The following is an 18181-nucleotide window of genomic DNA, read 5'->3' as shown; positions in this document are numbered from 1 at the left end:
AGTGGTTAGGGAAGTTATTGTCGTTTAGCTGGTGCCACGAGCAAACACTAGGGCAGTCGGAGGAAGAGCCGAACTATTACAGAAAAGCCATATTTATCAGTTGGTTATACATGTTGCTAACAGTCATAACGTGGATGGTAAAAACTGGTAACAACCGAGAATGAGGCTTACTGGGAGATAAATACTCGGGGGTTGACCGAGCGCAGGGCCTCAATGCGGGCCAGCAGATTTTGCAGCTCGACCCCGGAGGCGGGTAAATGCTGCTCAACATGCCGAACGGTGCTGATAATACGATCAACGTTAGGTCGCTTTGGTAGAGAAGCGAGCGAAGTATAGCGGTCAAACGTTCTAGACCGAGCGGTACTGCCGTCAAGTTGCACACGCCACTGCCCGGATTGTTCGGCGAGCTGAATTCGACTGCGGCCATCTTCTTCCCAGCATCTAACGGCTTCTCGCATAGCGGCGACTAGCAAACTACGGGGGCTCTGTTGTGAGTGCTTGGTGGGCCAAAGCAGCAAGCGTCTTTGTCCCTGTAGAGGCAGATTCAGCTCGGCTTGCTCGCGCCCTGATGCAATGGCTTTCTTTCCTGATTCATTCCCCAGCAGCAGTTTACCCTGAGTATTAGTCACTACTACCGGGCGATCGCTCCGTAGCAGCTCGTTGATAATGTGGTCCTGCTCTTGCTCTTCCAGTCGTTGCAGCCAGCGATGACGATAGTTTTCGCGTAGCGCCAACTGAGCTTCGGCGCGGTTGCACAACTCCAAAGGCTCACACGGCTTGACCAGAAAGTCATTGGCGCCCAGCAATAAGGCCCGTTGTTGGTCGCTTTCCGCTTGGCGAGCTGAGAGAACCAGAATCGGTAAGCGACTCGGGCTGTAGTGCTGGCGCAACATTTCTACTATTTCAAAGCCGGAAACAGCGGGCATCATTAGGTCTAAGACTAGTAGTGCGGGTGGTCGGTCGTTGATCAGTGATAAGGCGTCATCTACCCGGCTTTTTGCAATAACGGGGTAGTCCAGCGAGCTTAGAACCTGTGTGAGTGTGTCGAGGATACAGCCATCATCGTCGACCAGTAATATGTAGTCAGACTCGGGCAGAGAGTCTGCTATTGGTGCACGCGTGCTTGGCGGACTGTCCTGACTCGGCGCTCTTACGGGTGCAGTTTGTTGTGTCAGTGAGGCCTGCGGGAGCAAAAAATGGCAGTCGGTGCCGATGCCTAGCGTCGAGTTAATTTCCAAGGCAGAACCATGTGCGTGCAGTATTCCATGGCTAATAGGTAGGCCGAGGCCTACGCCCTCGCTGGCGATTGAGCCTTGTTGGTAGCGCTGGCGCGCGAGCTGCAACTGCTTGCTGCCCATGCCTGGGCCAGTATCCCGCACTCCTATCCGAATTGCCCCCTCACAGGGGTATGCGTAGAGTGTTATGTCGCCCTCAGCGGTGAACTTAACGGCATTGCCGAGTAAGTTGTAGAGTACCTGGCGCAGCCGCTTGGGGTCGGCGCGAACGGCTAGCATATCGTCAGTTAGGTCGATGACGATGCGCAGATCGCGATGGCGTATCATTGGAGAGAATAATTGTTGAAGAGTTTCAAATTCGTCGCGCACTGCCAGCGGGGTGGCCTGGACATGAATACCCTGATGGCGCATACGCGTTAGGTCCATCAGGTCGTCTACTAGCAATGCTAATCTGCGTGCGGTATCGCCGATTAAAGCGGCGTTGTGCCCTCGTTGATCGTCTACTTGGCTGTCTATGCCCGCGAGCCCAATAATGGTTTGTAGGGGGGTGCGAAGCTCGTGGGATGTATTGGCTAAGAACTCATCCTTTACGGCCTCTGCCTGCTCTAGTTGCCGCACTAAATCCACCGATTTCTTATAATCCCTAGCACTTTGGCGGGCCAATAACAGGCCCTGCCAGACAAGACAGATAACCATGCCTGTAGGGCCGAGATTTCCTAAGTACTGACCCTGAAAATCCACCGCAATATCGCGCATCACGGTGATAAATAAAATGCCGTAAACCACGGTCAGTGAGAGAGCCCCTGGACGCTTGTGTTTTGCAGCTAGAAAGGTGGCGTATAGAACATACGCCGACATTAGTAGTGCTGCGCACTCCATTAACCAAAATAGTAGAGCTAACGGGCGCCCATCTACCACAATGCAGGCAATAAGAAAGAGGCCGGCAATCACTCGCCACCACTGACGGGGGCGACGGTGAAATTCATCGGGAAATAGCAGTGAGCTGAACTCGGTCAGGCCAAGAATCGCCAGAGGTATCATCGCCCATCGCAGCGCTAAGTCAGGGGCTAGTCCCCAATGTTTTAGCAATAAGCTGAGCCATTGTTCTCCACCTAAGCCAGAGAATATGGCAACAGACAGGCACGTTAGCCCGAAGAAAAGTTGCGCAGCATAAACCCGGCGTGCGGCGGCGAACTGAGCCAGTTGTATAAAAGCCATCAAGGCTAGTAACCCTGATTGAAAGCCTTCAATAGCGAGCGCGCGAGCGCGGGATTCATACATGCTGTCGGCGTTACCGATGCGAGGCGGGGAGCGCATGCCACCCGCCATAAATTGCTGATTGTAAACATCAACTTCGATAGTGCTTACACTGCCTTGAGGCTGAAACTGTATGTAGTGGGGATAGCGCTCGGCGGCCCCGTCTGCGCGGTAGTGACCTGTGGCCAGCAGCATTTGGCCGTTTACGTAAAGGCGGTAACTATCGTAGGGGCGGGGTAGACGCAGAACCAGAGGATGGGTGAGCTCAGGGTGATTCACATGCACGTAATAGCGAACAGACGCGCTGCCGGGGATGGGCTGGCCGGCTAGCTTCTTGTTGTACCAAGTGCCCGGTATCGACAGCACGCCATTGGCGTCATCATGTGTTGCGCACCACGGGCCCGCTAAGGCAACAAAGGGTTCAGCATGTCCATCCCAATCAAAATGGCACGCCGTTTCTGCATATGTCGCAGTAGAAAATAGCAGCAGTATACCGACGATACTCCCTGCTACGACGTTGGTAAGGCGGGTCGTGTTCTCAGCCATCCATGGTGCCACATACGGTTTACATCACCGAAGGTTATTTATAGCAGCGATCATAGCTGAAGGAGAATTGCCTTGCTAGGTAGGTAAAACGCAGTAAAAAATATGATTCGCTGCTCAGTTTCCATAGCGCCTTGCTGGGTGGCCGCTGCCGAGATTGCACTGCTATAGAGAGTTGTTTATTGTCGCCCGGGTAGAAAACCTTCCCGACGCCCTAACAGGATCCCACTATGGCGAGTGCCTCACCTGAGTTGCCTTCACCGGCCTTCAGCCTTGCGCCGTTGATGTTTCAAAACTTTAGCTGCACCTTGGCGATCATGGCCTTTGTTGCCCTGGTGGGCCCAGTAGCGCGTATTTTGTCGCTTGAGCCCTGGCATATCGGTGCCGCCATGACGATGGGGGGATTCACCTGGATCCTGTGCGCACGTTGGTGGGGCGGCCTGAGTGACCGCCACGGCCGCAGGCCGATTATGTTGATCGGGCTAACAGGTTTTACGGTGAGTTATTTTGGCCTGTGCTTGTTTATCGACCTGTCACTGCGCCACCAATTACTGCCGATGCTAGCCTTTCTCGGTCTGGTTGTCGGGCGGGTGGTGGTGGGCCTGTTCTACGCCGCGGTGCCGGCCACGGCAGCCGCTACGGTTGCAGACAATGTCGAGCCGGATAAGCGCGCCGGAGCTATGGCACTACTCGGCGCAGCCAGTGGCGCGGGCATGGTGATCGGGCCGGGCTTCGTCGGCTTGTTGGCGCCCTACGGGCTGGGTTTTCCCATGTACGTGACCGCCGTTCTTCCCGTCTTGGCGCTGGTGCTGGTGTGGTGGCGTATTCCTCGGCAACCGCCTCAGGCGGCGCCGGTAACGCGCGCCCCCAAGCTGCAGGATAGTCGCCTGCGACGCCCCATTGTGGTGGCCTTCTCTGCGGCATTTTCGGTCTCTATTGCTCAGGTCACGGTGGGCTTTTTTGCCCTGGATCAGCTCGGGCTTCCCGCGCCCGAGGCCGCTCAGGTAGCTGGTATTGCGCTAACGGTGGTGGGCGTGGCGTTAATTATTTCGCAGAGTATTTTGCGCAAATTATCCCAGCCGCCGGCGCGGCTAATTCGCATCGGGGCACTGGTGTCGGCCTGTGGTTTTATGGTCAGCGTGTGGGTTGAATCAGTGTGGGGCTTGTGGGCGTGTTTTGGTTTGGCGGCCGCCGGGATGGGCTGGGTATATCCCTCGGTGTCGGCGCTGGCGGCAAACTCGGTTTCTTCAGAGGAGCAGGGCGCTGCTGCCGGTACGGTCACCGCGGCGCAGGGCGTCGGCGTGGTCGTCGGGCCTATGCTAGGCACGTTTATTTATGCTTTTCATGCCACCGCGCCGTATGTGATGGTCGCGGTATTACTGCTGGCGATCAGCGTCTGGGTTGAACAAAACGACTAGCATTGCAGAGCCTTCGGGGTTTTGATTCACTGTGAGCGAGCAGTGAATTGGAGCGCCGAATGTCTACTTGCGATACCTCCCACTACAATAATTCACCCTCTTGTCACAGCAAGCAGTCCTTTGATGTGTTGCTGTGGGGCTCTATGGCAATTGTCGCTGTACTGTACGCGTTGGCGCTAGTGGCCAGCGACGCCCTGCCCACTTGGCTGCACACCGCAGCGGAGGCCACCGAAAGCCTGGTGAATACCATGTGGTGGGGCATGGCTCTGGGGGTAGTGATGCTCTCACTGTTAACGCGTATACCGCGAGAGTTTGTAGTAAGCGTATTGGGCGCCGGTGGCGGCTTCACAGGCATTGTTCGGGCCACAGCGGCAGGCGTGCTGCTCGACCTGTGTAATCACGGCATATTAATGGTGGGTGCCAAACTCTATGAGCGCGGCGCCAGCCTGGGGCAAGTGATGGCCTTTCTTATCGCCAGCCCCTGGAACTCCTTTTCCCTCACCTTGATATTGGTCGCCCTGATTGGGCTGAAGTGGACGGTGGTGTTCATTCTTGCATCGGTGCTAATTGCCGTGATTAGTGGCTGCTTGTTTGATGCCTTGGTGCGGCGCGGCGTATTGCCCGCTAACCCCAACACGCTTGCGCTGCCAGAAAATTTCGACTTTTGGTCGCAGGCAAAGGCCGGCTTGCGAGACACGCGTTTTGATAAGCGCTTTGTATTCACCATGATTGTCGATGGCATAAAAGAGTCGCGTATGGTGATGCGCTGGGTGTTGTTTGGCATTGTGCTTGCCGTTGCCCTAAAGAGCTTTGTGCCGGCGGATATCTTTTCCAGTTATTTCGGGCCGAGCTTATTGGGCCTGGGGGCAACGATTGTGGCGGCCACGATTATCGAAGTGTGTTCCGAAGGCTCCACGCCGATTGCGGCAGACCTGTTAACCAGAGCGAATGCCCCCGGAAACAGTTTTGCGTTTTTAATGACGGGTGCAAGCACCGACTATACCGAAATTATGGTGATGAAGGAGCGCACCGCCAGCTGGAAAGCGGCGTTGTTTTTGCCGCTGCTGACGGTGCCACAAATTGTGCTGGTCGCCTTGGTGATGAATGCTGGCGGCTAGCGCGCCGAATCCTGGCTGGCCACAACATCACCATCGCTACTGGCTAAGCGCACATTGGCGGCTGGTGCGTCGCCGTTCTTGCCCTCGCCAAAATACAAGGTGGTATGCGGGAAGGGGATTTCAATACCGGCGTCGTCAAAGTGCATCTTCACCAAGCGATTGTAGGCGCGGCCAACGGCCCACTGCATACCGGGCGCGGTTTTAATCAACACGCGAATATTTACCGAGCTGTCGGCCAGTGCCGACACGCCCGCCACTTGCATTGGCTCGAGAATGTCTTGCTTGTGCTCACCGCTTGCCAACTCCTCAAAGGCCGCCTGCAAGTGCTCGATGGCCTTGTCGATATTCTCGCGATAGGCGATGCCGTATTCGCCAAGGTGGTAAGCAAAGTCGCGCGTATAGTTCGACACCGCATCGACCGACGAGAAGGGCACAATATGGTAGGTGCCGAACAGGTCGCGCAAGGCAACCGAGCGAATGCCCACGCGTTCAACTGTGCCTTCATGGCCGCCAGCGTGCACGTAGTCGCCGGTGTTCATGGCATTTTCCAGTTGTATAAATATGCCGTTGATCACGTCCTGCACAAGTTTTTGCGCGCCAAAGCCGACCGCCAGGCCGAGCACCCCGGCACCCGCGATCAGTGGACCGATGTCCACGCCAATTTCCGACAGCACGATCATAGTTGTCATCACAATAATGACCGCAGCAAGTGAGGTGTGGAACAGGCCAAGTAGCGTCTCTGCGCGGGCAGCGCGTGCGGCATTGGCCATGCCCGTGGGGGAAAGGCGGTGTTCGATAAAGCTGGCCAGTGCAATCCACAAGCCGGCGGCCAGGGCGAGGATGAGCAGAATATCAACCAGCGATGACACCGTGCTGCGGCCGACTTCAGTGGCATACCACTGGCCCAGGTCAAACACCGACCAGGCGTCGAGTGACCACACAACAATTGCGGCGGTCACCAGCCCTCGCAGTATTCGTAAACCGGTGGGGATATAGGTATTCAGGCGTTTTTGAAGGTGGGGCAGTTGCTCATTGATCGACTCAGAAAGCCGCACCTCCCTGCCGATCAACTGGCGAAGAACAACGAGCAGCAATGCACCCAGACCGGCATAGGCGGCAGTCTGCAAGGTGGCGAGCGCCACAAAGGGCAGGGCGCTTTCGGGCCGGAGCAAACTGGTAAAGACCACTACCAGTGCGTAGGCCAGCGCCAGTAAATGCCAGCTGCGCGCCAGCAGGCGCAGGGCAATGCGGTGGCTGCCCTGATAGTTGGCAGCCCTGCCGAATAGCTGGTCTCGCAAGCGTTTTCGGTTTAGTAAAACGGTGGCGGTGTAGTACAGCGCAGCGAGCAGCACAATGCTGGTGCTCAGCGCGCTGCCGAGCGCCTCCGAGGCATTGGCGTTCACAATCGGCACCAGCACCATAATGCCGTAGCCGGTAAAGCCTGTGATGTTGGCGAAAAACCGATTGCAGTACTTTGCTTGCCGTTGGTTAAGCGGCAACAACCGCAGAGCCGGAAAGCGACTGGCAAACAGCGCCCGCAGCACCAGTTTTATTCCCTCAACGATCAAAAACGCATTGAGAAACAGCGCGAGGCGAGTGCTATCGGCGTCGGCCTCGGCAGACAACTGCGAGGCAATCACGTGACCCGACGCATAGGCCAGCAATACCGTTGCTAAATCCACCAGCCCGGCGGCGCTTACCGCGGCCACGGTTCTCAGCATGGCGAATTTGCGGGAGCCGCGCACCGCCCAATCATTAATGCCAGCAAACAGCGACTTGGCGGCGCGATGCAGAATAAAAAACAGCGCAAATGTTGCGAATGCCAGCAGGGCTAGGTGGCTTGCGGCGCGAATAATAGCGGCCAAATCAACGCGGTGTTTGTCGTCGCTGTGAGTCAGCGCCTCGACGCTTGCTGCCAGCGTAGCCAGCTGCCGTTTGAAATTCTCGCCAGCGGCAGCGGTTAAGGTTGCAAGCTGGCGGGCGAGTGAGTCTTTACTATCGCTAGCCTCTCTGTTTGAGGGCGATTTATCATCCTCTGAAAATGCTTGCTCTTTGTCGGGGGCGTCGCTGGTATTTACTGCCTTGGACGGGTTGCGCAACTGCTCAATCAACGCGTTGCGGGCGCCTTCGTTCTCAAGTAACTCTGCGAGGACCGACGAGCTATCACTGGTCGTCGGCGGTGCTGCGTGAAGGGTATGCCCGGAAAAGAGGAGTGGAATGAATAGAAGGGCGATCAAGCGCGTTGCTGCTCGCAGTGACATCACGATTATTCTCCTTATCGCTGGCGATTTTTTGTGGATACCTGCCTCCCAAGTAACGAACAATATGTTGGTGCTATTGGGGCTGTGTCAGCGGGGCGCTGAGAAAGTTCCATTGAGCGGCGCATCCGCATCTGCGCATTGTGGTTGCCGAATTGAGTCGGTTTTCACGCCAGATCTTGCGCTAGATCAATGCGCAGCCTGCTAAAGCTGCTACCTTCCGCGCCAAGTTTTTCAGCCGTAACAGTGCAGTTTGTCGCAGCAGTCCTTCGCCTTGTACAAAAGTCGAATAGTGCGTCCGCCACAGTAGGCGTATAGTCCCGGCGATTGTCGCCGGTTCAACCTGAGTTGTGTCCTTTCGTGCCCCTATTCGACTCGCACACGCCGTGTCGCTGAGTCACGTCCACCTTGTTACCGGCAAGCGAACGCCCCGTCACCTCGACATACCCGATCGCGCATTTTCGGTCGACGGCCCGTTCCAAGCAGAATTTTTACACCATATGGGAGAACCTTAATGAAACGAGGAATAGTGTTTGCTATTGCCTGGCTAACGGCTATTGCGGCGCAGGCGTCAGAGGCGCATACCACCGCAATGGACCTTACCCAGCACTGGGTAGGCTTTGTTGCCATTGCAGTATTTGTCGCCGCGTATGTGCTGGTGATCCTGGAAGAGCAAATACACCTGCGCAAATCCAAACCTGTGCTGCTCGCCGCAGGTATTATTTGGATGCTCATTGCCGTGGTTTACAACGGCAACGGGCGGCCCCACGAAGTGGAGGTGGCAATTCGCCACAACTTCCTGGAATACGCCGAGCTATTCTTCTTTCTGCTGGTAGCAATGACCTACATAAACGCAATGCTGGAGCGCGGCGTATTTGAGGCGCTGCGCAACTGGCTGGTGGCGCGGGGCTTTAGTTACCGCGCGCTGTTTTGGCTAACGGGTATTCTGGCCTTTTTTATTTCCCCCATTGCAGACAATCTCACCACGGCATTAATTATGTGTGCGGTGGTGTTGGCGGTAGGCGTTGGCCAGCCCAAGTTCGTGGCCATTGCCTGTATTAACATTGTGGTGGGCGCCAATGCGGGGGGCGCGTTCAGCCCCTTTGGCGACATCACCACGCTGATGGTGTGGCAAAAAGGCGTTATTGAATTTAAAGAATTCTTTGTGCTGTTTGTTCCCAGTGCGGTGAACTTCCTGTTGCCTGCCGTCATCATGCAATTTGCCCTGCCCAGCGGCACGCCCCCGGCATCGGGCGGCAGCCAGGTGCAAATGAAATATGGCGGTTTGGTGATTGTTGGTCTGTTCCTGCTGACTATCGTTACGGCTATCAGCTTCCACAACTTCCTGCACATCCCCCCGGTGTTCGGCATGATGACCGGGCTGGCCTACCTCAAGTTCTACGGCTATTACCTTCGCCAAAAATCCAAAAACTGGAACCAAGGAACAGAGAACCCGCCGGGCTCATCCGACGACCCCTACAACTTCGACGTGTTTGCCAAAATCGCTCACGCCGAATGGGACACCCTGTTCTTCTTCTACGGCGTTATTCTGGCCGTGGGCGGCTTGGGCTTTATCGGCTATCTCAGCGTCGCGTCCGACCTCGTATACGGTGGCCTGGGCAATACCGGCGCCAATATTATGGTGGGTATCATGTCGGCCATCGTCGACAACATTCCGGTTATGTTCGCCGTCCTCACCATGAGCCCCGATATGCCGCACTCACAGTGGCTGTTGGTTACCCTGACCGCTGGGGTAGGCGGTAGCTTACTCTCTATCGGCTCAGCCGCTGGGGTTGCCCTAATGGGCCAGGCAAGAGGCCAATACACCTTCTTCAGCCACCTGAAATGGACGCCGGTGATTGCCCTGGGCTATGCCGCCAGTATCTGGGTTCACTTGCTGATGAATGGTTAAGTTGAACGGACGGTAAAACAAAAAGGCCAACCCAGATGGGTTGGCCTTTTTAGTTGGTGGAGCCGGGGGGAATTGAACCCTCATATTTCATAATAAACTCAATAGGTTGTGTTCTCAGTGTCTTGCTTAGTGTCATTTCGATTTCCCAGAAGACTTATACCCGTCACGTTTTGCTTTTTGCTTAGCCTCATTAGATAGCGAGGATTTAAAGCTGTATGCAATTAGGAGGGTCTTTAGCAAGAAGTACATCAATGAAAACGTTAGCAAGACTAAGGAGAAAAATAAAGTAGACCGTATTTTAGGTAATGCGGTCGAATCCGGTTGTAAAGTTACGTTCGAGCATATTAGTGGATGAAGGAAGTCTAGGGCGAGAACAAAAAATACTATAAAAAGCCCTAATAGCATCGGTGTTATGAGCTGGCCAACCCGGTCTGAATGCTGATTGACTTCAGTTCTGTCATTTGACTGATATATCTTAGTAATTGCATCGGGGTATATGATGGCGATCCATGCTCCCATAACTGCAAAAATTATGGCCGAAATATCACTTAAAGAGTGAAATATAGATAACTGTTTTACGATTGATAGCTTGTCGCCAAAAAATTAGGTCAACGCTCCGGTAGCAATGAGCCCTAGAGAGAGTGCTACAAGATTGAATGTATACTGTTTATTCATAATTATTTTAGAATTTTCAGTATTCTAGATTCTTGAAGTTCGAGAGAATCTATTAGTGACTGTCTGTCTAGTATAGGTTTGTGGACATCCTTAACATTAAGGCGAAAAGTGTCTCTTGCTGTTGAGTGGCTAGCCCAAATTGGAGTTGGGCGTCCTTTTAGGTAGAATCCAACGTCATCCCATTTATCTTTTCCGTTGTTATCGAATTCTCCTAGTATCTGTTGGACCTCTTCTTTAGAGAAGGTTTTATAGACTTGGTATTCGACTTTGAGTTCGTTAGGTGGGGAAGAGGTGGTTATTCCTAGCTTTCTGATTATGGGATCAATTAAGGATGAGCTGTCAGTTGGTTTAAGGATTTCCTTTCGCTTAATTTTCCTGATTTCTGAATATCTGCTAAGTAGTAATTTTGTTTGCGAAGGTCGCGGATACATATGTGATTTGAATTCACCGACGGTGTCTTCGTGAATTTCGCCGGTGCTTCCGAATTTGTGGCCTAAAAAATTCAGAGTGTTTTTCTGGGTGTCGTCTTCGTCCCAAACAGAATATTTTGTCCATTTTTCTAAGTAATTTCGTAGATATTTTTGGAGACCGGGGTTGCCGTTTAAAGTGGTGTTAAACGTTATAGTTGCATATATACCTTTCTTGGGTAGGAACCAAAAATATGTTGGATAGCCGGGTATAGAGTCTGTTGGTATTTTGCTGGTGTTTACTTTTGCATTGTTCGCTGGTTTTTTTGCTTCGATGGATAACGTTTTTCCTTTGAAGGATGCTGATTCATTCCAAGTGGTTATTAAAAAGTTTTCACTATTCTTTGCTTTGTGAATAGACAGGCAATAAACCGGCAAAATGTTGTCGCTGAGTCCATCTTCAAAGGTTGCTGTTTCTTCGATGGGTTTATTGTTGTGAGTGATCCATTGTGAGAGCTCGGTCAGGAGCTCCTCACAGTCCATGGCCTTGTGTTTTGCGGGGCGTCCGGGTGCAAAAATTCCGCATTTTTCAATTTTATAAAATGTGATGCTAAACTCGTTTGCCATATTGTGAATCCGTTCAATTTTCTATTCTACATTTATCCAGCGGCCATAAACTTTTCGTAGCATTCCCCAGTCAGCATGTCCAAGTTGATAGGAGAGTTTCATCGGACATTCGCCTATGCTCAGCATTTGGGAGGCAAAAGTGTGACGCATTTGGTAACACTCACGGTACTTCACTCCTGACCCCTCTATGGCTGGAATCCAAACGCGTTTTCTAAAGGATTGGTCTGATGCCCAGCGTTGCCCTGACTTAGGGTCGATGAATACGAAACAGTCGTTGTTGCTGATTCTCCGTTGATTGATAAGCGCTTCGATGGCATTGCTATGAAGTGAGATTTTTCGCCTGCCCGCTGATGTCTTGGGTTCTTTAAGCCGTCCATGTACGAGCGCTTCCATGATGATTGCGTAGCCCCCTTCTATGGAGACGTTCTCCCATCTTAACCCAAGCAGTTCCGAGGTGCGAAGTCCCGTCCAGAAACCGAATTGCACGGCGTTTTTTGGTGAGCCTTCTAATACAGACAGAATGCGGTCGATTTCTTCCAAAGTGAAGGGTTCGGGTTCGCGGGTTTGGACTTTCAGGTTTTTGATTCGTGTCATGGGGTTGTTCTCGATCGTGCCGTCGAGGTAGGCCCGCTCCATCACTTGCCGCAGCGGAATCAGGGTGTTGTTGACGCGCTTGGCGGAAACGGTGAGGCTGTTGATCCAGTCCTCGATTTCTTGGCGATTCATTTCGTCCAAAGTGTAGTGGCCCCAGCGCGGTTCCAGGTAATGGCGCACGGCAGACGTATAGCCGCGCACGGTGCTGTAGGCACAGCGCTTTTGGCAGGAAATCAGCCATTGGTTCATGGCTTCGCCTACGGTGATATGGCATCCGGTTTTGGATGCCCGAGCCATCGCGCTGCGGCTTTCTGGAAATTCGGTGGGGTAGTCGAAGCTACCCCGTTCGATTTTAGACAGAATCTCGATGCGCCGGTTGTTGGCATAGCGTAGGTTGGCATCGGTAGGGGCGAGCCGCAGGGACTCCCGGCAGCGCTTGCCTTTATAGGTAAATGCGATTTGGATGCTTTCATTGCCTCGCACGGTTACGCCGCGGTATTTTCTAGCCATTGGTTGACCTCCTCTACGTTAATCATGATTCTGCCGTCTGGGCCTTTGGTGAAGTGCTTGCGGTATAGCCAGGTGCCGTTCTTGGTTTTGGCGCGGATTGCGTCTTCGGAATAGCCGCTGGCTTCTGCAAATTTTTTGATCGTTACCCATTTGTTCATCGCTTGGTCTCCGTTGGTGTTGAACGGTGCTGATAATTGCCGACAGAATGGGCGACCAACAGAACGCAACCGGGTTGCAACCCGGTTGTTGGGAAAGGAAGTTCAATAAAAACAAGGAGATAGTGTTTTGGCGAATTTGCGTCGAGATGCGGATGAAGTGTTGGAAGTTGGCCAAGCCATGCGCGTATGGCTGGCTGAATCGGGCCTGGATAGCCGTAAGCCGGTGGAATTGTTCTCAACTCTGCTGGAGGAAACCAGCCAATACCTGCGCTCTGGGGTTGATATTGAGGAAGCCCAGTTCACCGTGGCCGAAATCAATGCGCGGATGAAGGGCATTGCAGAGACTGACGACAGCCAGGAAGTCGCAAGGCGCTATGTGGCCGACAATTTGAAGAAGTACCAGGAGCTGCTGGCTGAGCACGGCGGCTCCTTGCGGGAGTACTTGCGCAAACAAGGACGGCGCGAGCAGTTGGTGATTGCTTCCACGGAGTCGAAGGGGAGAAACAAAAAATACTACTACCTCGGCCTTGAAAGCGTTGACGACGAGGGCGAAGAGCAAGTGGCGACGTCGGTTGATCCCCGTCTGGTGGAGTACCGAGTAAGGAAGCTGCCGGCGTTTGTACCCTGGGCAAAGCCTTTTGCCGAACTTACCTTAGAAGGCTGGCGGCGAAATGTGTTTGTTTTTGGGGTGGTGTTCTTGGCCTGTTTGCCGCTTGTGGTCGGAAGCATTGCGCTAATTAATGGTCAGCTAGTGGTCTGGCAGCTTGGGTTAATCTCGCTTTCTGTTTTGTTACTGTGGATGTTCTACCCGCTATTTAGTCTGGTTGATCGCGGTATCGTCAAAGCGCCAGACTGGATGCTAAGGCTCAGTGATATTGATGTGCAGCTTGAGCTGTTAGAGGTGGGCGAAGCCGAGAATGGAAGACCTATTCGCCAAATTCGCTTGGTGAAGTATGAAGCGAGCTGCCCGGTGTGTGGTGGTCACTTAGCCGTAGTGCAAGGGCGGCGCGAATTTCGCGGCCGCCTGATAGGGCGGTGCTCTAGATCACGATCAGAGCATTTGTACTCTTTTGACCATATTACCAAGCGGGGTGTGCCGCTCCGTTCTAACGCTTATTACGGAGCGAGGCCGCATGAAAAAGGCGCCGCCAAGAAACACTGAAGCGTATTTTTAAAGATCAGGCTGGTAGCGAGACCAGCCTCGGTCGCTGTCGTGGATGTGTAGGCCGGTGCCAATACACTCGTTGGTGTTTAGGTCATAACGAATGGCGAGGTAAGACAAACCACGACGCCGCGCTTCTTCTGGCGATATTGCGCCGGGCTTCACACTGATCCACCGATCATCGATCACCTTTCCGAAATCGACGACCTGCACATAGCTGCGCGGCGCTGCGTTGGTCATGTAAAAGCCGAACTGCTGATTGTTCAGAAAATACAGCTCATACACGGTGAATAGCGCGTGGCTAGAAATCATCGTCGGGCAGTATCTCTAGCAGCTCTTCAACCTTGTGTTTGGGCAGTTGGATCAGCACGTCGGGGAATTTGGCAATGATCTCGATCTCGTCGTTGATATGAATAACGCCACAGATATAGCCCAGGTCGCCCAGGTTGGCGTTTTCCGACGGGACGAGCTGCTTTTTGCGCAGCACGTGTAAGTTGATGAGGGCAGTGGCTTCTTCAAGGGTGTAGCCATCCTCAAATCCGATCAGGTCGATCATGCTGTTGCTTCCTAATTTTCGTTGTCTTCGGGTTGTGGGTTTGATGTCCGTACAGTTATTTACACAGGTCCAAGTGACGGCGCTGCGCGCCTGAATGCTCCCTCCTCAGGCGGCCCCTGCGGGGCCACCTTGCGTCGCGAGCCGCCAGTTTTGATCGCGGTCCACTGCTCGGTTCGTGTCACGATCACCTGCTGCGGTGTTTGCAGGCCCAATGTCCGGGGAGCCTTCTTGCCGCCGTGCCACGCGGTATCGTCCGGTAGTACCTCGCCGGTGGAAAAATCGATGATTTCGCGGTGTTCTCGGTAGGGAGAAATGGGGCGATCGCGGCGGGGTAAGTCGACGCCGCCCATTGCGATAACGAAAGCGGCCCAGTCGCCAGCGTCGGCAGCGCAGCGCGCTTGCTCGACCGCTGTGGCGCTGGGATTGCCCGGTTTGATCCGGCGGAGTTCACGCCACACTTGCACGCTAGGCCCACCGATTTGTTGAAACTGGCGAATCTTCCAGGTGCGCGCCCAGGCGGTGATGCGCTTTGAGGCTTCGCTGGCGGGTTTGCCTTCTAGGTCGGTGTCCAGATGTTTGCCGTCGATATTTTTCGACACGTATTTTGCGATGTAGCCTACCGCTGAGCCTTTCGCGGGGTCGATGACTTCGGTTTTGACCCGGTATTTTTCTGCACCTTTGCCGCCTTCTCTCAGCATGTAGTGGCGAATATATTGGTCTAGGCGCTGGGCATCATCAGCTGCGGTGAACAGAAGTAGGTGCCAGTGCGGGGTGCCGTCGTGGTGAGGTTCGACAATGCGAAAGCCGTAGGGGCGGATGCCGCAGCGGTGGAGTTTGGCCCGGATCAGCTCCCAGCATTCTTGGAGCCAGCGCTGTGCATCACGAACCGTACTGCCGTCAAAATTGGGGTTAGGCTCGCCGGTGTGCAGGGTGGGGTGAAATCGTGATGGGCAGGTCAGGGTAAAGAACTGGGCAACATGGCTGTAGAGCTTGCTCACTTGCTCAAAGCCTTTTATGCGCACCATGAACTCAGCGTTGCGTACGGCGGGATTACTGAGGCTGTGCTCTGCGATTTCCCGAAGTGATAGGCGCTTGCCTGCGCCGTTCTCTAATTCGGTATTGTCCAGATAGTGTTCGGCGCGCTGTTGGGCATCGCCAAATAGCATGACCGCCGCATTGCTGGTGTAGATTGCTTGGCGCTTGCTCACTAAGTTGAGGTCGCGGTGAACCGTGTCCAGGTGAGTGCGTTGCAGGTGGCGCAGGCGGGTGATCCACCAGGCTGGGGTGCCCATTTTATTGTGCTCTATCTTATATTCACGTTCGTTGCTGGGCAGCTTGATCTGGTAACGAGCGGCGAGCTGAGCCAATACTGTTGGAGTAAGCGAGGGGCGAAGTGCGAGCCGGGCACGAATGGCCCTTGTCTTGGTGGCAAGGTCTTCTGCGAAATGCCGCAGGCCGCTGTCTGACAGCGACAGGTCGAAATCGTGGAGGTAGGCGGTATTTGCGCCGTAATGGAGGCGGCTTAGCGCGCCCTGGTAGTCACTTTCTTCGAGAAGTTGGCGGATGCGGGTGACAGCTGAGCGGGTGAGGGCAAACGGCCCTTGTGCCGTCGTTGTGTCAAATTTGTGCCATTTTCCACACCCACGAGCACCCACAGAGACAAACCGGGAACCTGGGTGGTTTCCGGTAAGTGTCTGTTTTTGATAGGTATTACTAGGTGATAGTGGGTCTCGAGGAGACCCATGTTTGGTGGAGCCGGGGGGAATTGAACCCCCGTCCGCCAGTCCGCCGCTCGGGGCTCTACATGCTTAGCTTCCGTTTATTGATTTAGCCGCTTACAGCCCAACGGTCAGGACGTAGTTGGCGATTCTGATTAAAGGTTTCGCTGATCGGTCTCAGACAAACGTCACAGCTAGCTTGTTCTATCTGACGGTTGCGTCCCGTTTACAAGCATCCGGTAGCAACCGCTAACGGGGTTTAGGCCGCTAGAGCGTAGTTGTCGTCGTTGGCAACTATAAGTTAACAGCTTTGGATTTACGTGATTCGCTGTCCTCACGGCATGCACCACAGAGTTTTGTAACCGGCGTCGAATCCAAATCGGCCCCGAAATCTGCAATAGGGTATCGTACCACTTCGACTACAGCGGCACTAGCAAAGTTCATTGCTTGGGGTTTTGGGGCTGAATTTTTAGCTGGATGTTCACGCTTTTGGCAAGCAGCTCGGCTTCGTCGCAGAGGTCGGCGGCGGTGAGTGGGTTGGCGTCCAGCCAGCTTTGGGGCACGTTTAGCTCGATAAGGTCGGGCTCGGGGCTCTGCAGGGTGATGTCGTGGGTGAGTTCGAAGGCCTGGCGGCGTCGGTAAAACAGGCAGGCCAGGCGCAGCAGGCTGATCATTACCCAGTCGGGCGTGACGCCGTATTCGGCAATACCCAGACTTTTGGGTTTGCGGCGGTGGTTGAGCACCAGCATGCTGAGCCGCGCTTGTTCTTGTCTGGAAAAGCCCGACAAGTCGGCATTCTTCAGTATGTAGGCGCCGTGTTTGTGGTAGCCGCCGTGGGCAATGGCCAGCCCGAGTTCGTGCAATTGCGCAGCCCAGACCAGTAGTTTTTCTGCCTCTTGGTAGTCGCTGTTCATGCGTGGCTCCAGCGCGGGCAGCCAGCGTTTGCACAGTTGGGCGACGCGGTCACCCTGGAGGGGGTCGATATGGTACTGCTCGATGAGTTGGCGAATGGTTTCGTCGCGGCGGTCTTTGTGGTGCAGGCGGCCGGCCAGGTCGTAAATAATGCCTTCGCGCACGGCGTAGCTGGAGATATGCAGCTCGGGTATGTCCATTTCTTTGAACAGGGCATAGAGCACGGCAAAGCCGCCGGGGATGACGTCGCGGCGGTCGTCGCTGAGTCCGGGCAGTTGCAGTTCGCTGGTGTGGCTGGCTTTTAGTAGCTGTTGTTTGATGGCTTGCATGGCGTCGCGGGTAATTTGTCCGGTGTCGCACAGCGCCATTTCGGCGGCAATTTTACTGATGGCGCGTATGGTGCCGGAGGAGCCGACCACTTCCTGCCATTGGTCTTTGTACTGTTCTACATAGGGGGAGATGAGCTGGCGAGCGGCGTTGACGGCGCGCTTAAAGGCCTTCTCGCTAATGTCGCCGTTGTTGAAAAAGCGCATGCTGTAGCTCACGCAGCCCATCGGCAGGCTTTCCAGCAGCTTGGGGTTTTGCTTGCCGGCAACAAGTTCGGTGGAGCCGCCGCCAATATCGATAACCAGGCGTTTTTGCTTTTCTACCGCGAGGTCATTGGCCACGCCAAGATAGACCAGCCGGGCTTCTTCTGTACCTGAGATAATGTTGATGGGCAGGCCGAGTATGGCTTCGGCGCGCTGCATAAAGTCGCTGGCGTTGCTGGCGGCGCGCAGGGTATTGGTGCCGACTATTCTCACTTGGCTGCGCGGCACGCCGCGAAGGCGGTTGGCGACTTTGGCCAGGCTGTCGAGGGCGCGCTGCTGGGCGTCTTCGCTCAGTACGCCGTCGTCGTTTAGGCCCGCGGCAAGGCGCACCATATCTTTGTGGCGGTCGATAATGCGAAGTTTGTCGTCTTGAAAGCTGGCAATCAGAAGGTGAAAGCTGTTTGAGCCGAGGTCCAGCGCAGCGTAAGAATCGGTGTTTTGTGCCATGTATTAATTCCCAATGCGAAGGCTGAGTGTAAGGCCTGTGCAAGGTAATTGCGACCGTCGTACACTGTAATACTGCTGACATGT

At 54.3% G+C, this 18181-nt stretch carries 13 protein-coding genes and 1 other RNA gene; 4 read left to right on the top strand and 10 right to left on the bottom strand.

Annotation, left to right across the window (positions count from 1 at the left end):
• Nucleotides 1-167: 167 nt before the first annotated feature.
• Nucleotides 168-3038: a response regulator gene (locus ABNS66_RS11015; protein WP_286838832.1), complete on the bottom strand. Its 2871-nt coding sequence runs from the start codon at nucleotides 3036-3038 to the stop codon at nucleotides 168-170.
• Nucleotides 3039-3265: 227 nt separating this feature from the next.
• On the opposite strand from ABNS66_RS11015, the gene ABNS66_RS11010 reads away from it, so the two are divergent.
• Both ABNS66_RS11010 and ABNS66_RS11005 read left to right on the top strand, forming a co-directional pair.
• Entirely contained in the window at nucleotides 3266-4453 is a 1188-nt protein-coding gene (locus tag ABNS66_RS11010; RefSeq protein ID WP_286838833.1) for an MFS transporter, read from the top strand.
• Between the two features lie 59 nt (nucleotides 4454-4512).
• Nucleotides 4513-5571, top strand: coding sequence for a permease (locus ABNS66_RS11005; protein WP_286838835.1), 1059 nt, complete (start codon nucleotides 4513-4515; stop codon nucleotides 5569-5571).
• Here ABNS66_RS11005 and ABNS66_RS11000 read toward each other — a convergent pair.
• Nucleotides 5568-7832 carry a mechanosensitive ion channel domain-containing protein gene (locus tag ABNS66_RS11000; protein ID WP_286838863.1) on the bottom strand — a complete coding sequence of 755 codons (2265 nt, stop codon included), beginning with the start codon at nucleotides 7830-7832 and terminating at the stop codon, nucleotides 5568-5570. The two genes, ABNS66_RS11005 and ABNS66_RS11000, sit on opposite strands and share 4 nt — an antisense overlap.
• Nucleotides 7833-8343: 511 nt before the next feature.
• Here ABNS66_RS11000 and nhaD point away from each other — a divergent pair.
• Nucleotides 8344-9741, top strand: coding sequence for a sodium:proton antiporter NhaD (gene nhaD / locus ABNS66_RS10995; protein WP_286838837.1), 1398 nt, complete (start codon nucleotides 8344-8346; stop codon nucleotides 9739-9741).
• Nucleotides 9742-10418: 677 nt separating this feature from the next.
• Here nhaD and ABNS66_RS10990 read toward each other — a convergent pair.
• Genes ABNS66_RS10990 through ABNS66_RS10980 form a run of 3 tightly spaced genes read right to left on the bottom strand, consistent with a single transcriptional unit; the run spans nucleotide 10419 to nucleotide 12712 of the window.
• Nucleotides 10419-11450: a hypothetical protein gene (locus ABNS66_RS10990; RefSeq protein WP_286838840.1), complete on the bottom strand. Its 1032-nt coding sequence runs from the start codon at nucleotides 11448-11450 to the stop codon at nucleotides 10419-10421.
• Nucleotides 11451-11471: 21 nt separating this feature from the next.
• The gene (locus ABNS66_RS10985) at nucleotides 11472-12554 is read right to left on the bottom strand and encodes a DUF3596 domain-containing protein (RefSeq protein ID WP_286838843.1); all 1083 of its coding nucleotides are present in this window, start codon (nucleotides 12552-12554) and stop codon (nucleotides 11472-11474) included.
• Nucleotides 12530-12712: a hypothetical protein gene (locus tag ABNS66_RS10980; RefSeq protein ID WP_286838846.1), complete on the bottom strand. Its 183-nt coding sequence runs from the start codon at nucleotides 12710-12712 to the stop codon at nucleotides 12530-12532. The genes ABNS66_RS10985 and ABNS66_RS10980 overlap by 25 nt, the downstream gene beginning before the upstream one ends.
• A gap of 127 nt (nucleotides 12713-12839) precedes the next feature.
• On the opposite strand from ABNS66_RS10980, the gene ABNS66_RS10975 reads away from it, so the two are divergent.
• Entirely contained in the window at nucleotides 12840-13874 is a 1035-nt protein-coding gene (locus ABNS66_RS10975; protein ID WP_286838848.1) for a hypothetical protein, read from the top strand.
• Between the two features lie 9 nt (nucleotides 13875-13883).
• On the opposite strand, the gene ABNS66_RS10970 is transcribed toward ABNS66_RS10975, so the two are convergent.
• The 5 genes from ABNS66_RS10970 to ppx form a co-directional block, all read right to left on the bottom strand.
• A complete protein-coding gene (locus ABNS66_RS10970; protein ID WP_286838850.1) occupies nucleotides 13884-14186 on the bottom strand; it encodes a hypothetical protein in 303 nt (100 codons plus the stop codon).
• The gene (locus ABNS66_RS10965; protein WP_286838852.1) at nucleotides 14176-14430 is read right to left on the bottom strand and encodes a hypothetical protein; all 255 of its coding nucleotides are present in this window, start codon (nucleotides 14428-14430) and stop codon (nucleotides 14176-14178) included. The genes ABNS66_RS10970 and ABNS66_RS10965 overlap by 11 nt, the downstream gene beginning before the upstream one ends.
• A gap of 59 nt (nucleotides 14431-14489) precedes the next feature.
• Entirely contained in the window at nucleotides 14490-16085 is a 1596-nt protein-coding gene (locus tag ABNS66_RS10960; protein WP_286838854.1) for a replication endonuclease, read from the bottom strand.
• A 92-nt stretch (nucleotides 16086-16177) separates the two neighbouring features.
• Nucleotides 16178-16535: a transfer-messenger RNA gene (gene ssrA / locus ABNS66_RS10955) on the bottom strand.
• Nucleotides 16536-16588: 53 nt separating this feature from the next.
• Complete coding sequence (gene ppx, locus ABNS66_RS10950) at nucleotides 16589-18097, bottom strand: exopolyphosphatase (protein ID WP_286838856.1); 1509 nt, start codon at nucleotides 18095-18097, stop codon at nucleotides 16589-16591.
• Nucleotides 18098-18181 lie beyond the last annotated feature (84 nt).

The organism is uncultured Spongiibacter sp. (assembly GCF_964011655.1).
GTDB classification, from domain to species: domain Bacteria; phylum Pseudomonadota; class Gammaproteobacteria; order Pseudomonadales; family Spongiibacteraceae; genus Spongiibacter; species Spongiibacter marinus.
The sequence above is the reverse complement of the archived record's forward strand: the minus strand, read 5'-3'. Positions and strand labels throughout refer to the sequence as shown.